Below are 13,376 nucleotides of genomic sequence, written 5' to 3' on the forward strand. Positions count from 1 at the left end.
CGCCCCGGCGTGCGATAATCTCCACTGAATTTAATCGGTTGTCCAGATTTCCGCACAATGTCCGAGCCCGACCTCTCCGACCTGAGCACCTTCGTGGCCGTGGCGCAGGCACGCGGATTCCGCGCTGCGGCACTCACGCGCGGCGTGTCGCCCTCGGCCTTGAGCGATGCGATCCGGCGCCTCGAGCAACAGCTTGGCGTGCGCCTGCTCAATCGCACTACGCGCAGCGTCACACCCACCGAGGCGGGCCAAAGGCTGCTCGAGCGGCTCGCGCCGGCCTTCGGCGAGATCGCCGGTGCGCTCGACGCCATCAACAGCTTTCGCGACAGCCCAACGGGCACGCTGCGCCTGAACGTGCCTTCCATCGTGGCGCGCGAGATCCTCCCGGCGCTCGTACCGGACTTCCTCGCCGCCCACCCGGGAATCACGCTGGAAGTTGTGACCAACGATACGTTCATCGACGTGCTGGCCGCCGGGTTCGATGCCGGCATCCGCTACGACGAACGCATCGAAAAAGACATGGTCGCCATTCCGATCGGCCCGCGCAGGCAGCGCTTCGTCGCCGCCGCGGCGCCGCGCTATCTCGAAGCGCACGGCGAGCCGCGCCATCCGCGCGATCTGCTGCAGCATGCGTGCATCCGGCATCGCTTCGACAGCGGCGTGACGCCCGCGTGGGAATTCGAGCGCAACGGCGAGGTCGTCCGCATCACGCCGAACGGTCCGCTCGTGGCGTCCACGACCGACCTGGAGCGCGGCGCCGCCATCGCGGGGGTAGGCATCATCTACACGTTCGAGGAATTCTTGCGGCCGTCGATCGAATCCGGCGCGCTCGTGCCCGTGCTGGCCAGGTGGTGGCAGAGCTTTCGTGGCCCGTATCTCTACTACGCGAGCCGGACCCACATGCCGGGTCCGTTGCGGGCGTTCGTGGATTTCATTCGCGCAGCCGGTCACGAAGAAGGAAAAAAGCGGCGCGCTTGACTGGCAAATGCGCGTCAGTCAGCGCCCTTCGGCAAGAGGCTCTTGCGGCCGCGCTTGCGCGGCTTTGGTTCGACGCCGATGCGCGGATCGCGCGCCAGCACCCGCGCCACGACCGCTTCCACGGTATCTTCGAACGCCGGGTCGTCCTGCGAAATATAGAGCCACTTCCCGAGCACCGGATGCGGCCGCAAGGCGGGCAGTTCATCGATGAGCGCGGCGTGATGCGGCTGGGAGGTGCAGATCATCAAGCCGTTCCACGGCTCGTCGCCATCGCCGGTCACGAGGTACAGCAGGCCGTCGAGATACGCGGCGTCGCATCCGAACATCCGTTTGCCGACGTAGGTGACGTGGCGCTCGAAAGGCTCGAAAATCCAGAGCAGCGAATTGCGGACAGTGGCGGGCATGTTGGGGAAGTCTCCGGGCAAGTGCCCGAAAACGGTAATCCAGCGCGGCGGAGGTCGTCAACTCGCGGCCGCATTCGATCACCGGACTGCCAGCGAATTCCCTTCCTCCCACTCGCCGCCCTCACCCTGCCCACACGAGCAGCCGGAAAGGATGCCGGGCGCCCAGCGCCTCGGTCGCCAGCGAGGCCGACCGGTAGCCGCCGGCCTCGCGGCGCGTGTAGTCGAGAAAAGGCTTTGCGTCGGGCATGTCCGTGTTGTCCGCGACGATCAGCGCGCCGCGCCGCAAGCGCGGCTCGACGAGTTGCAGCACGGGCAGATACAGCGACTTCGCTCCGTCGAGGAACACGAAATCCACGCTTTCGGGAAGGCCTTCGGCCAAGGTTTGCTGCGCGGGGCCCATGCGGATTTCGACGGCCGCATCCACGCCGGCCTCCGCAAGGTTGAGCGCCGCGCGCCGGGCTTTGGTCTCGTCCCTCTCGGCCGTGACGAGCCGCCCGCCGCCGTTTTCGCGCAAGGCCGCCGCCATCCAGATCGCCGATATGCCGAACGAGGTGCCGAATTCGACGGCCGTCCGCGCCGCCGTGGCCCGCACGAGCGCGTAGAGCAACATGCCGAGATCGGGTGTGACGGGCATGTAGGCGTCCTTCATGGCCGCGTAGAAGTCGGGCGCGCCCTCCTCCAGCCCGCGGCCCGTCGCGGCAGCGCGCGCGATGGGGTCCGCACGCAGTGCGTCGGCATAGAGCCGCTGCAGCGTCGAATCGACGTGTGCGTCGCCGATGAAATACGATGGCAGGGTTGCCGGTTGCATCGCGGGTTGCATCGATAAGTCCTCCGTGGGTTGAACACGGCGGATGATGATCCGGCTGACCCAGGAAAGCTTGTATGGACGCGCCATTCTCCGAACGACACCCCAGCTCGCGCCTGATGGCCGCGCGCGTGCTCCATGATGCGCTTGCGCCCTGCGGCACGGTCGCCTGCCGGCCGGCGGCGCGCTTTGCGCAGGCGGTGGAGCGCATGGTCAACGGCGTCGTGAGCCATGAAACCTACGCCGACACAGCGCGCGCGGCGAACGCGAGCGGCGTGACGCCCCGGCAGGCGCGGCGGAACCTGGCCGACGCCGCCGCTTGCGACGCGAGTCCGCTAGCCGCGCTCTTCCCGCCTGAGCTGACGACGCGCGCGTTCGAACAACGGTGGAACGCATTGAACGAGGCAGCGACGTTTGGCGTGGTGACGGTGGTGAGGGTGGTCGCGGCACCGGGCACGAAGACGGCGACGATCCGCCGAACGCCGCGCACGAGCGAACGCGACGACCGGTTGCGCGCCGCGCTGAGCGAGGGCTGCATCGAATGGCTGGCAACCCGCGCTGCCGAAGATGCGCATCTGGGAGAGCGGGCACTGATTTCACTGTCGCGGCGGCTGGGGCTCGATCGATCTGCCGTCCACGAAGCCGCGGCTTGCCTTTATGCCGAACCCGCGGCCGACCTGGAGCAATGCGCAGCGGAACTGGCGGTCTCGCCGCGCACGCTGCAACGCCAACTGGCGAACGACGGACTCGCCTTTGGTGTGCTGCGCCAGGCGGTGCGCCCACGATCGCCGGTCAGCGTATGCGTGGCCAGGCCGAATCGATTACGGCCACCGCCCACGCCGCCGGCTTCTACGACTCGGCTCACCTGACTCACGCCTGGCAACAGGCATGCGGGCTCACGCCATCGGCCTGGCGGGCGATTGCCATGAGCCCGGGTTCATAGACGCAGGCACGTTCATTCATGGCCTCCCGTCATGGCGCGGGCCGTACCTTCGCCACAACGGCATCGGCCACCTGGCCCGCCGCGTTCGCGAGCGCCTTCTTCTCGTCGCCGCGCGACAGGGCAAACTTCGCGATCGCGACATAGGGATTGAGCGCGACGACCGCACCCGGCACGTGCTGGCCCGACTGGCCCTCGACTTCCTGATAGAGCGGCGTGGATGTCTGGGTGGCCAGATCGTCGGCGGCGAAAGCCACCTCGAACTGGCTCTTGCCCGAGTTGAAGCCCACCATCGCGCGCCGCACGCGGTTGCCTTCGTCCACGCTCAGGAACACGCCGCGCACGAGCCAGCCCTGCGCCGGCCTGGGATCGCCCGCGGGCAGCCGGCGCGCATCGATGCCCTTCTTGCGCAGGTCGTCCACGACCGTCTGCGCCATCGTGGAAACGATCTGGGGCGCGGTCATCTCGGGGTTGCGACGGTGCAGCAGACCGCCGCCGGGCAGAATGTTGCCGACAATGCGGTGCGCCTGATCCACGGGATTGGTATCGGGCGTGACGTCGGCCGTATCGAGTTCGAAGTCGCTCACATAGACGACCGCCGGCGCGGCCGCGGGCAACGCTCCTGCGCCCTGACTCTGTGCCAGGGCGGAAGGCGCAGGAATGGCCATGCACCAGGCCACCAGGAGACACAGCCATCGCGAGACACTCATCGAACGCTCCGGACGGATAGAAGACGATGCCGTCATTCTGCCCGTTCCGCGCGCCCGGATCCCGTCAGATGCCCGGCGGCGCTGGCGCCGGGCACTTCGCCGCGCTTACTTCGTCGCGCTCACTTCGTCGTATAGCCGCCGTTGATCAGGATGGTCTGGCCGGTGATCCACCAACCGTCGCTCACGAGATGGCGGATGAACGGCACGACGTCCCCGATGTCGGTCAGCCCCGTTTTCGAAAACGCCGACAATGCGGCCGCGGTCTTGTGATAGGCCACCGCATCGGCACCTTCGGCGGGATAGAAGAACGGTGTGTCCATGGGGCCGGGGCCCACGGCCGTCACCGAAATCCCGCGCGCGCCGAACTCCTTCGCCGCCGCCCGCGTAAAGTGTTCCACGGGCGCCTTCATGCCGGCATAGGCTGCATAGAACGGCGTGAACGCACCAAGCAACGATGTCACCAGCGTCACGATCTTGCCGTTGTCGTTCAGGTGCTTGCCCGCTTCGCGCAGAAAGAAGAATGCGGTCTTCGAATTCACGGCGGCCATTTCGTCGTATTCCGCCTCCGTGATCTCGACGAACGGCTTCTTCAACACCTTGCCCACCGTATTGATCGCGATGTCCGGGCGCCCGACGGCGGCTACCGTGTCGGCAAACAGCTTTTCGACTGCCGCGGCCGAGCTGAGATCGGCCTGCAACGCCGCGGCCTGCGCGCCGGCCGCCTTCAGCGCTGCGACCGTTTCGTCGGCGGCCGCTTGCGTGCCCGCGCTGTTGTAGTGGATCGCCACCGCCTTCGCACCGTGCGCGGCCAGATCGCGCGCGATCAGTCCGCCCAGATTCTTCGCGCCACCCGCGATGAGAACCGTTTTGCCTTCGATGCTGTGGTTTGCCATGAGCCGTTCCTCCGTGCCGGACGCCGCCCGATGCGGCCTCCTGTTGCCGATGATGATATCGGCCAGGAATCGGGCATAAAGCGGATGATTCTGGAATCACCATCCAGGAATGGCGAACAGTTTTTTGATGCTCGTTTGCGTGGCAGCGAACCATGCCGCGCAACGCCGAACTGGCGATTCACGTGGCGTTAAAACATTCGCCGGCGGGTCCGCACGACTCCGAACTTTCCGCCCGAGCGCTGAATACTTAGGACTACAGAAGTAAGTAACGGGCGTTGGCCCGTTGTCGACCCGGAGCGGTCTATCGATCGCAGAAAATTAAGTGGCCGATATGCGAAGGCGGATTCAACCGGCCACTCGGTCCAGATCAGAACCGGCCCCAGGCGGAGGTTACACGAGACACCCGGCTGGGACCAGACAGCCGCTTCAGCAGGCTGCCCGGGAGTTTCCGATCAGTACCGCTTCTTCGGCGGCAACGACCGTTTGATCTGCTTGCGCAGGCGTGCCACTGCAGCAGCCTTTTTGCGCTTGCGTTCTGCGGTAGGTTTTTCATAGGCTGTCCGGGCACGAAGCTCCGGAATCAAGCCGGTGCGTTCGATCGCGCGACGGAAACGGCGTAATGCAACTTCCACGGGCTCGTCGGGTTTCAGAATTACAGTAGTCAATTTTTTCCTTGGTCGAGATCCGGCCGCAATGGCTAATGGTGATGTGGATGTGCGCGCAGCGTCCTGGCACAGTTCAGGGTCACACCCGACGGTCGCGTATCGCGCCGTCAACGACGGCGAAATGCGGTTCTTTGCGTTGCGCCGCCGCTCCGTTCATCCTTATGTCGAAAATTGATGCGTCCTTTCGTCAGGTCGTACACCGAAAGCTCCAGCGTTACCCGATCGCCTGCAAGGATGCGAATGTGATTCTTGCGAATGCGACCGGACGCGTACGCCCCGACCACCACGCCATTGTCGAGCGTGACGCGGTAGCGGCTGTCTGGCAGCACTTCTTCAACGATACCGTCGAGTTCCAGCAGTTCTTCTTTGGCCATTCAAAGGTTCCTGATCAATTGGCGCGACACGGGCTCAGTCAGACGCCGCGTTGAGAAAGAAGCCGCGAGCGTTGATCGACACGCGCTCGCGCATTCGTGGGAAGCATGAAATGCTGGGCAGCCCTCGCGTCCTGGAAGTCATGGACACCACCGTGTCCGGGCGGCGAATCAGGTACGCGGGGATCGGTCAGATGCGGCGGCTCGCAATACCGGTTCGATGCGAGTCGGAGCGTGTAGTCCAGCGAGCACGGTTATCGCCAGCCTCACGGGACTATCAATCAAAGGAAGATTCGCGACTAACTAGCACGCGTCTTTTCGGTGCTGTGCGAAGCGAACTAATCCCGTATTGTAACCGAAGACCGCCATCTGCCCTGCCACTATCGGCGGGGCCAGAAGGAAAGGAGCGTTGTCAGCTATGTGAGCGGTACCGGTTTTCGGTGCCGGCGATGCGCAGTTCGGGATCCCGCGTGATGTTTGGGCAGGTTTTGTTGCACCCGCCCTGGTGCCTCAGAGGCGTTGGGTGTTTCGAACCGTAGCGTCGTCTTCAACCTCGCGTGTCGACCCAGTTGCGTGCCCATTGGGTCGAGTGCTGTAACGCCTGCTCTTCACTCTTGAAGTAATCGAGCGAATAGAACCAGTAGCGGCCTTCGGCTCGCGCGCTATCGATGCATTCGAGCAGCAGGTTGGACGAAAAACTACCGTCGGGCAAACGATGCGCCGAGGATTGGACGGCATAGCCGTTGTATTGTTGAATTCGTTTGTTTTGCATTTTAATTTTAATGATATTTAAGTGCGCGCGTGCCGTGCGAAAAGTGCAAGGGTGCGCCGATTCAAGGCCATTCGGACCGAATTCCGAAGCCGTCGAAACACGAAAAATGGCGTTGAAGCCTAAGGGAAGAATGAGGCACAACGAGACGTATGGCGCCTGGCAAGCTGCTCAATAAACCGATGCCAGTGAGGAGCGATCGCGCCAACTGAGGGAGGCAAAGCTCCGCGAGGGTGTCGCTGCAACCCGGCATCCGTTGAGGGAGGCCGGGTCCTTCAACCTTACAGCGGCTTGATGTTAGCCGCTTGCAGCCCCTTCGGGCCTTGCTTCGTTTCGAAGCTCACCTTCTGATTTTCAGCCAGCGTCTTGAAGCCTTCGCCCCTGATTTCGGAGAAATGCGCGAACAGGTCGTCGCCGCCCTTGTCCGGGGTGATGAAGCCAAAGCCTTTGCTGTCGTTGAACCACTTGACGGTACCGGTATCCATGAAGAATCCTGGAGAAAAAATACGAAAATTTGCTCTATTAAAGAGAGTGTGAAGCTTCAAGGAGGGAGAGGACAACGAATACCGCCGAGGAGCGAGCAATTGATGAACAGCAATCGAACTTCTTGAACTTCGAGCCGCACATTACCCGCTGGGTGGGCCAGCGTCAATACCTATCTTGTAACTGTTTCACCAGACAGCCAGTTCTGCCGACGGAGCGCGGCGCCTCGCCTGGCTGCGCGCCCTTGTCGGTTCAATCGATTTTCCGGATCCGCTGACGCGCATCGGCGAAACGGGTAGCCTCGGCTCAAAGGCCTCCCGTTGACAGGAGGCGCTTATTTGAGCCGCTACGGCGGACTACCCTGAAGACCGGCACACGCGCCAGTTAGTGCCCATGAGCCTCGCGCCACCGGATACCCTTTCTGCGCGGCTGACCGGCGGTGTCGACGTGGAATCCGGCCGAGACTAAAAAAAGGACTCCTGCGAAAGGCCAGAGATACGTTGCCAGGATGAGGCATAGCAAGCATGCATCCCTTGGGGGGTAGGCATGGAGCGCCCAGAAAAGACACGCCACCGGCGATATCAGCAGACACAGCGCCGACCGATTCAGAAAAGCGGCGACCCTGGCATTCTTGAGCGTCTTGGCTTGCATGCCTGTCTCCATAGGAAATGGCACTGGTACATAGAGTGGCACGGCAGCCAATTCAGGAAAACTTGGTAAATTCCCTGACGTCCGTCCATCTGACGCACAGCTATGAAGCAGGCAACGTAGCCACCCACCCGGTCACGCGGGACGAATTGGTCGCCCTCTTGCAAAACCAAGGCGGATAACTTGAGCGTATGTTCTGAAACGTCTGTTGAGCGTATCGCAATAGCGGCTCGTATTCAGGCCTCGCGGATCGCGATTGGCCAACCGCGCGAGGGCTGCCCCGCGCCATGAACGTCAGGACTGCCAATCCCGATGCAACGTCGCGCACTCCCTTGAGGAGAAGCCGCCAGGCGACGTTGGCGCCGTTTTCAGGGAGCGGCAGACCGATCGCAAGCCAGTGCATCGCCGTGTCTCACGTCTGTTTCGTACCGATATAATATAATCTAGCAATGCTAGATTATCGAGCTTCTGTAACATCGTGTGGCACGTCGGCCGTCCTGGTCGGGGAGAGCGAAGGTTGAGTATCGCGGAGCGGAAAGGCAGGCAACGGGCCGAGCGCGAGGCCCGCATTGTCGCGGCAGCACGCGTGATCGCAGAGCGCGAGGGATGGGATGCCGTAACGGTTCGCCGTCTGGCCGAAGAGATCGAATACAGCCAGCCAGTCCTCTATTCGCATTTCAGGAACAGGGACGCGATTGTTGGCGCAGTTGCAGTGGAGGGTTTCCAGGAGTTCACCGTAGCGCTTCGGGAAGCGGCGCGCGGATCGAGCGGACAACGAAACGCCCTCGAGAATGTCGCCATGGCCTATCTCGACTTTGCGTTACGTTGTCCTGCGCTCTACGAGGCCATGTTTGTCCTCCCGACGAATCTGCGCTTCGCCGAGACGGAAACCCGACCGGAACTGCGAGCCGCTTTCGATGCGCTGGTGGCGGTCGTCACGCCGTTCTGCGTCGATGTCGACGACGTGACCGAGACGTTCTGGGCAGCCCTTCATGGGCTCGTCGAGCTCGAACGTTCAGGCCGAATCAGGCCGGGCGCACGCGGGGAACGTGCCATGCTTGTCGTTCGGGCACTCCTCGTTTCCCGAAACTAGCCCCTGTTTTCCCCTCACCTCGTCGCGTTGGTCGTGATGGCGCTCTGCTACGCTGTCTGCACTTCGTTACTGTCCGGGCGAATGATCGACCGTCCTCGACGGCTGGACTCGACCCACGAACCATGCACGCCAACGCCCTGAATTTCTCCGCCGGTCCCGGTGCGCTGCCTGCCACCGTGCTGGCACAAACGCGCGATTCGATCGTCGCCTTGCCGGAAACAGGCGTTTCGGTGCTGGGCATGAGCCATCGGTCCGACTGGTTCCTCGCGATCCTCGCGGAAGCCGAGCGCAATATCCGCGATCTGCTCGGCCTGTCCGACCGCTACGCGGTGACCTTCCTGCAAGGCGGCAGCAGCCTGTTGTTCGCAACGGTGCCGATGAACTTCGCGACCCCAGGCTACGCGCCGCCCGAGTATGTGAACTCCGGCTACTGGAGCGCTCGCGCGTCCGCCGAAGCGGGCCGAGTAGGCGCGTGCCGCGTCGCCTGGGACGGGCAGCGCACCGGGTTTCGCGAGTTACCGGCGCTGGAGCAGCTAAACGTCGATCGCCGCGCCGCCTATCTCCACTACGTTTCGAACGAGACGATCGAAGGCCTGCAGTTCCCCGTGCCCGCGCACGATGTGCCGGTCCCGCTGATCGCGGACATGTCCTCGGACTTTCTTTCGAAGCCGATCGCCGCGGAGCGCTTTGCGATGATCTACGCGCACGCGCAGAAGAATCTCGGTCCGGCCGGCGTGACGGTCGCGCTGATGGACCGCGAACTGCTTGCGCGCATCCCCGGCGGCCTGCCGCACATCCTCGACTTCCGCACCCAGATCACGCACGGCTCGAACTACAACACGCCGCCCGTGTTCGCCATCTATGTGCTGACGCTGATCACGCGCTGGTTGCGCGACGACATCGGCGGGCTGGCCGCCATGCAGCGCATCAACGAAGCAAAAGCAGCGCGTCTGTACGGCGTGCTCGACGAAATGAGCGACGTCTTGACGGTACACGCAGCGCGGCCTTGGCGCTCGCACATGAATGCCGCGTTCACGTTCGGCGACGCACGGCTCGATCGGGCCTTTATCGAGGCCGCCGCCGCGCGCGGCCTCGTGGGACTCGACGGGCACCGCTCGCTCGGCGGTTTGCGCGCATCGCTCTACAACGCCGTCACGCCGCAGGCCGTCGAGGTGCTCTGCGAGGTCCTGACCGAATTCGCCATGCAGCGGGCCTGAAACACGCTGAACCCGGGAGACGTACTCGCCTCCGACCAGTCCGTCCTCGACCGCGGCCTGCTGCCAAAGATACGACCTCTGCGGCGCACCGTTCCACCCACGCGTTCCAGCGCATGAAACGCGGCATTCGCGTCTATTTAGGCTTCCTTTTCTTCACCCTGCCAATCCCGGGCCGCAAGCTTCAATTGACGGAGCTTGTGATAAAGGGTCTTCTTCGGCATGCCGAGCTCGGCGCTTGCCTCCGCAACGTTTCCGTAATGACGTCGCAGCGCTTCCTCGATCAGCAACCGCTCGAAATGCGCGAGCTGCTCCGGCAGCGTGCCGCCTTTCGTGGCGCCCGCGGCCGTGGCCGCGGAGAGCAGGCTGTCGCCGGTCAGCCCCAGCACGAAGCGATCCGCAACGTTCTGCAGTTCGCGCACATTGCCGGGCCACGCATGGGTCATCAGTTCGGACAACTGCGCAGCCGTCACGACCGGTGCCGCCGTGCCGAAGCGGCGCGCGGCCGCGAGCACGAAGTGCTCGAACAGCAAGGGCACGTCCTCGCGCCGCTCGCGCAACGGCGGCAGTTCGATCTGCGCAACGTTGAGCCGGTACAGCAGATCCTCACGGAAGCGACCGTCGGATGAAAGGTCGACGAGGTCGGCCTTCGAAGCCGCGACAAACCGGCAATCGACGGGAATCAGCTCGTTTGCGCCAAGCCGCTCGATCACGCGCTCCTGCAACACCCGCAGCATCTTGACCTGAAGCGGAACCGGCATCGTCTCGATCTCGTCGAGAAACAGCGTGCCGCCGTTCGCCCACTCGATCTTGCCCACCCGCTTCTTGATCGCACCCGTGAACGCGCCGGTCTCGTGACCGAACAATTCGCTCTCGAACACCTGCTCGGGCAAACCGCCGCAGTTCAGCGCGACGAAATGCGCGTCGCGCCGTCCGCTGAAGTCGTGCAGGCTGCGTGCAATCAGTTCCTTACCGGTGCCGGTCTCGCCGGTGATCAGCACCGACACGGACGTATCCGCAAGCCGCAGGATCTTCTTGCGGACTTCCGCCATCGCCGCCGAGTTGCCCAGCACCAGTGCCTCGATCCCCTGCCGGTTGCGCAGCGACGCGCGCAGCCCCTCGACTTCCCGTGTCAGCCGGCGTTTCTCGACCGCGCGTGCCACCCTGGCGGCGATCACTTCGGACGAAAACGGCTTCTCGATGAAATCGTAGGCGCCCACTCGCATCGCGCCCACCGCCGTCGAAATGTCCGCATGCCCGCTGATCAGCAGAACGGGAATCTGTGCGTCGACCGCCATCACGCGGTCGAGCAGTTGCAGCCCGTCCATGCCGGGCATCCGCACGTCGGACACCACCACGATCGGCGCGCCCGGCGCAATGTCGGCGCACGCATCGGCCGCCGACGCGTAGGCGCTCACCGGAAAGCCTGCCAGCGCGACGGCCTGCTCCACGCCGATCCGGACATTTTCGTCGTCCTCGACCACCAGCACCCGAATCTCATCTTCCATGCTCTGACCTTTGCGGCTCGGCCGCCGCGAATTCGATAGTGAACCTGGCGCCGCCCGCATCGCCACCGCCGTCACCGTTAGCCGCGGCGATCTTCGCGCCGAACCCTTCGACGATACGCGACGTGATCGCAAGCCCAAGCCCGAGACCCTGCCCGCGCGGCTTCGTCGTGACGAACGGCTCGAACAGATGAGCGAGCACTTCCGGCGCGATACCCGGGCCACTATCGGCAATCGTGAAGCGCACATGGCCTGGCGAATCGCCCTCGTTTGCGTCGATCGTGACGATACGCGTGCTCGCGTCGCGAACCGCGTCGAGCGCGTTGCCAAGCAGGTTGACGATGGCCTGCTGAAGCTGGCTCGACTCCGCATACACGGTCGTGCCGAGGGGAATCCGCACTTCGAGCCGTACCCCTTCGTCGCGAATCCGCGACTCGTAGATGAGCCGCGCGTGCGCCACTGCCTCGTCGAGCGACACCGCGACGCGCTCGAACTCAGGCTTGCGCGCGAACGCCTTCAACTCGCCCGTGAGCACCGCCATGCTGTCGACGAGTCGGCCAACACGCTCCAGATTGGCGATTGCCTGCGCGGGCTGATTACGCTCGAAGAACGTGCGCGCGTTGTCACAGAGCGTACGGATCGCGACGAGCGGCTGGTTCAACTCGTGCGTGAGACCCGCCGCCAGTTGGCCGATCACCGCAAGCTTGCCGGCATGCACGACCTCCTGCTGCGTCGCGCGCAGACGCTGCTCGGTGTGCTCGCGTTCGGCGATCTCTTGCTGCATCCTCGCGTTCGCTTCGGTCAGCGCGGCGGTGCGTTGAGCGACCGTCGTTTCGAGCCGATCGTTCGCACTGCGCAACGCTTCCTGCGTCTTGAGCTTTTCCTGAATCGTCCGCCGGCGCTGAACCGCGTAGAGCGCATAGAGCACGGCGATCAGGAACACACCGGTTACGAACGCGAATGCCACGCGCTGCTGCCGCCGTGCGCCTTCGGTATCGAGGAGCACCATGATCGTGTCGTGCCCCTGCGGCGCCGGTCGCGACATCACGAGATAGCGGGCGGTGCGGCCCGCGCGGCGCAGGTCGGGAAACATGCCGAACCACGCGGCGCTGTTCCAGTCGCCCACGCGCCGGTAGCGCAGCGCCTCCACGGTGCGGCCCGCGTATTGCCGCGTCGCCTGAATCTCGCGCTGCTGCTGCGCCGTGATCGCCCGCATGGCGGTGAATTTCCATGCGGGCACGGTCGAGATCACGATCACGCCGTTGCCGTCGACAACCATCGCCGCCTCGCCGGGAATGCGCCACGCCGATTCGAGTTCGTCCACGCTGACCTTGACGGCCACGGCGCCCACCGCCTTGCCGGCGTCGAGCACCGCGTTCGCAAAATACAACCCGGGAATACCGGTGTTCGTGCCGATGCCGAAGAAGCGGCCACTGCCGCGCGCAAGTGCGTCCTGGAAGTACGGACGGTACGACACGTTCGTGCCCACGAAGCTGAGCGACTGGTTCCAGTTGCTCGCGGCAATCACCGAGCCGTGGACATCGATCACGTAGGCCGCGCCGCTGCCGGCGTCGCGATTGGCGGCTTCCAGATACGCATCGACCGTGCGCGACAAGCCGGGTACCGCATTCGGTGACGCCTTCAGCAGCGCGCGCACGCTATCCTGCCGCGCCACGAGCGCGGGCATCATCTCGAAGCGCCCGAGCCCGCTCGTCAGGCTGGCCGAATAAAGATCGAGCCGATGCTCGCCGGTGTCGGCGAGCGCATCGATTGCGCGGTCCCACGCAAACGCGACCGCGGCGGTGGCGGCTCCCACGTACAGCGCGGCGGCCGCCGCCCATCCCCACCACGCGATTCCCTTATAGCGCTTCGGCACGTTTGCCCTCATCGATGCCCTT

The 13,376-nt window shown here is 64.2% G+C and carries 14 protein-coding genes; 4 read left to right on the forward strand and 10 right to left on the reverse strand.

Annotated features, from left to right (window positions below; all coding sequences use genetic code 11):
- The first annotated feature begins 57 nt into the window (after positions 1-57).
- Positions 58-978 carry a LysR family transcriptional regulator gene (locus WJ542_RS31150; protein ID WP_411193376.1) on the forward strand — a complete coding sequence of 307 codons (921 nt, stop codon included), beginning with the start codon at positions 58-60 and terminating at the stop codon, positions 976-978.
- 14 nt (positions 979-992) lie between these two features.
- On the opposite strand, the gene WJ542_RS31155 is transcribed toward WJ542_RS31150, so the two are convergent.
- Both WJ542_RS31155 and WJ542_RS31160 read right to left on the reverse strand, forming a co-directional pair.
- Positions 993-1,382 (reverse strand): beta-propeller fold lactonase family protein, encoded by a 390-nt coding sequence (locus WJ542_RS31155; RefSeq protein WP_411193377.1) that lies wholly within the window; start codon positions 1,380-1,382, stop codon positions 993-995.
- A gap of 121 nt (positions 1,383-1,503) precedes the next feature.
- Positions 1,504-2,190 (reverse strand): O-methyltransferase, encoded by a 687-nt coding sequence (locus tag WJ542_RS31160; RefSeq protein ID WP_411193378.1) that lies wholly within the window; start codon positions 2,188-2,190, stop codon positions 1,504-1,506.
- Between the two features lie 74 nt (positions 2,191-2,264).
- Between WJ542_RS31160 and WJ542_RS31165 the strand changes: the two genes are divergently transcribed.
- Positions 2,265-3,056: a hypothetical protein gene (locus WJ542_RS31165; RefSeq protein ID WP_411193379.1), complete on the forward strand. Its 792-nt coding sequence runs from the start codon at positions 2,265-2,267 to the stop codon at positions 3,054-3,056.
- 103 nt (positions 3,057-3,159) lie between these two features.
- Here the strand turns inward: WJ542_RS31165 and WJ542_RS31170 are convergent, their stop codons facing one another.
- The 6 genes from WJ542_RS31170 to WJ542_RS31195 all read right to left on the reverse strand — a co-directional run bounded on the left by WJ542_RS31170 (position 3,160) and on the right by WJ542_RS31195 (position 7,020).
- Complete coding sequence (locus tag WJ542_RS31170; RefSeq protein ID WP_411193380.1) at positions 3,160-3,837, reverse strand: DUF4410 domain-containing protein; 678 nt, start codon at positions 3,835-3,837, stop codon at positions 3,160-3,162.
- Positions 3,838-3,956: 119 nt separating this feature from the next.
- Positions 3,957-4,730 carry an SDR family oxidoreductase gene (locus WJ542_RS31175; protein WP_411193381.1) on the reverse strand — a complete coding sequence of 258 codons (774 nt, stop codon included), beginning with the start codon at positions 4,728-4,730 and terminating at the stop codon, positions 3,957-3,959.
- Positions 4,731-5,182: 452 nt separating this feature from the next.
- Positions 5,183-5,395 (reverse strand): 30S ribosomal protein S21, encoded by a 213-nt coding sequence (gene rpsU, locus WJ542_RS31180; protein WP_091997207.1) that lies wholly within the window; start codon positions 5,393-5,395, stop codon positions 5,183-5,185.
- Between the two features lie 107 nt (positions 5,396-5,502).
- Positions 5,503-5,769 (reverse strand): translation initiation factor IF-1, encoded by a 267-nt coding sequence (gene infA, locus WJ542_RS31185; RefSeq protein WP_411193382.1) that lies wholly within the window; start codon positions 5,767-5,769, stop codon positions 5,503-5,505.
- 544 nt (positions 5,770-6,313) lie between these two features.
- Complete coding sequence (locus WJ542_RS31190; protein WP_411193383.1) at positions 6,314-6,538, reverse strand: hypothetical protein; 225 nt, start codon at positions 6,536-6,538, stop codon at positions 6,314-6,316.
- Positions 6,539-6,816: 278 nt separating this feature from the next.
- Positions 6,817-7,020, reverse strand: a complete 204-nt coding sequence (locus WJ542_RS31195; RefSeq protein WP_411193384.1) for a cold-shock protein — start codon at positions 7,018-7,020, stop codon at positions 6,817-6,819.
- A gap of 1,163 nt (positions 7,021-8,183) precedes the next feature.
- On the opposite strand from WJ542_RS31195, the gene WJ542_RS31200 reads away from it, so the two are divergent.
- Positions 8,184-8,759 carry a TetR/AcrR family transcriptional regulator gene (locus WJ542_RS31200; RefSeq protein ID WP_411193385.1) on the forward strand — a complete coding sequence of 192 codons (576 nt, stop codon included), beginning with the start codon at positions 8,184-8,186 and terminating at the stop codon, positions 8,757-8,759.
- Positions 8,760-8,881: 122 nt separating this feature from the next.
- Complete coding sequence (gene serC, locus WJ542_RS31205; RefSeq protein ID WP_411193386.1) at positions 8,882-9,976, forward strand: 3-phosphoserine/phosphohydroxythreonine transaminase; 1,095 nt, start codon at positions 8,882-8,884, stop codon at positions 9,974-9,976.
- Between the two features lie 137 nt (positions 9,977-10,113).
- On the opposite strand, the gene WJ542_RS31210 is transcribed toward serC, so the two are convergent.
- A complete protein-coding gene (locus WJ542_RS31210) occupies positions 10,114-11,481 on the reverse strand; it encodes a sigma-54-dependent transcriptional regulator (protein ID WP_411193387.1) in 1,368 nt (455 codons plus the stop codon).
- A complete protein-coding gene (locus tag WJ542_RS31215; RefSeq protein ID WP_411193388.1) occupies positions 11,471-13,366 on the reverse strand; it encodes an ATP-binding protein in 1,896 nt (631 codons plus the stop codon). The genes WJ542_RS31210 and WJ542_RS31215 overlap by 11 nt, the downstream gene beginning before the upstream one ends.
- Positions 13,367-13,376: the final 10 nt, after the last annotated feature.

This window comes from Paraburkholderia yinzeri (assembly GCF_046581065.1).
Taxonomy (GTDB): domain Bacteria; phylum Pseudomonadota; class Gammaproteobacteria; order Burkholderiales; family Burkholderiaceae; genus Paraburkholderia.

Excerpts from the sequence above, each read along its gene's own strand:
- WJ542_RS31175 (WP_411193381.1), bottom strand. The coding sequence starts at position 4,730 with ATGGCAAACCACAGCATCGAAGGCAAAACGGTTCTCATCGCGGGTGGC.
- serC (WP_411193386.1), top strand. The coding sequence starts at position 8,882 with ATGCACGCCAACGCCCTGAATTTCTCCGCCGGTCCCGGTGCGCTGCCT.
- WJ542_RS31155 (WP_411193377.1), bottom strand. The coding sequence starts at position 1,382 with ATGCCCGCCACTGTCCGCAATTCGCTGCTCTGGATTTTCGAGCCTTTC.
- WJ542_RS31165 (WP_411193379.1), top strand. The coding sequence starts at position 2,265 with ATGGACGCGCCATTCTCCGAACGACACCCCAGCTCGCGCCTGATGGCC.
- WJ542_RS31215 (WP_411193388.1), bottom strand. The coding sequence starts at position 13,366 with ATGAGGGCAAACGTGCCGAAGCGCTATAAGGGAATCGCGTGGTGGGGA.
- WJ542_RS31195 (WP_411193384.1), bottom strand. The coding sequence starts at position 7,020 with ATGGATACCGGTACCGTCAAGTGGTTCAACGACAGCAAAGGCTTTGGC.
- WJ542_RS31160 (WP_411193378.1), bottom strand. The coding sequence starts at position 2,190 with ATGCAACCGGCAACCCTGCCATCGTATTTCATCGGCGACGCACACGTC.
- WJ542_RS31210 (WP_411193387.1), bottom strand. The coding sequence starts at position 11,481 with ATGGAAGATGAGATTCGGGTGCTGGTGGTCGAGGACGACGAAAATGTC.
- infA (WP_411193382.1), bottom strand. The coding sequence starts at position 5,769 with ATGGCCAAAGAAGAACTGCTGGAACTCGACGGTATCGTTGAAGAAGTG.
- WJ542_RS31150 (WP_411193376.1), top strand. The coding sequence starts at position 58 with ATGTCCGAGCCCGACCTCTCCGACCTGAGCACCTTCGTGGCCGTGGCG.
- WJ542_RS31190 (WP_411193383.1), bottom strand. The coding sequence starts at position 6,538 with ATGCAAAACAAACGAATTCAACAATACAACGGCTATGCCGTCCAATCC.
- WJ542_RS31170 (WP_411193380.1), bottom strand. The coding sequence starts at position 3,837 with ATGAGTGTCTCGCGATGGCTGTGTCTCCTGGTGGCCTGGTGCATGGCC.